This is a genomic window from Proteus sp. fly-1067 (assembly GCF_040139345.1).
Taxonomy (GTDB): Bacteria; Pseudomonadota; Gammaproteobacteria; order Enterobacterales; family Enterobacteriaceae; genus Proteus; species Proteus vulgaris_B.
Window position 1 is genome coordinate 1 of the sequence record NZ_JBEEUL010000142.1, and the last position, 628, is coordinate 628.

Genomic DNA, 628 nt, shown 5'->3' on the forward strand with positions numbered 1-628 from the left:
CATTTTATTCACAGCTGCAATGATATTTGGCAGTTGTTCACACACAGAATTGCAATCTACAGAGTCTTTATGCGGTAAAACTGGTGGTGTCAGGCTATCACACAGTACTTCTTCCAGTACTAACACAAAATTGGCGATACCTGTCGTGTAAATATATGCACGCCCATCGGTTTCTTTTGCCAAACGTTCATATTCCCTTGTCACATTGTCTCTATCCGCAAGGGTGGGAAAACGATCAAGGTTTGTTGGGCTATCATCTGGCGTCCCTTGATAAGTATAAACCTTAACCCCTGCTTCTTGAGCCACAGATATTGCCTCATTGTTTTTCGCTATCGCAGCGCGAGTCAAAATTCCACCACCTCCCTCCATTCCCTCATCACCTAAAACAAAAATTGCTCTACGTGCATCATCACGCCAATCAAAGTGTTTGCTAATATCAATAACAGCTCGGCAAAGATCTTCTTTATTTCCAGCATGATCTCGTCCATCTGATTCTCTAAACGGCAGCCTAGCCTGTAGATCACGTTCATTAACCCCCAACTTGATCAGATACTCACTTGCTGATTGATCAAACTTTGTACCAGCCCATGTCCCTTCAATACCTAAAAATGTCGCACGTAAACGAGAT

The 628-nt window shown here is 43.0% G+C and carries 1 protein-coding gene; it reads right to left on the minus strand.

What is annotated here, in order from left to right; genetic code table 11:
* On the minus strand, positions 1-628 hold a 628-nt coding region (locus ABN217_RS19630), incomplete at both ends, for a VWA domain-containing protein (RefSeq protein ID WP_349459910.1).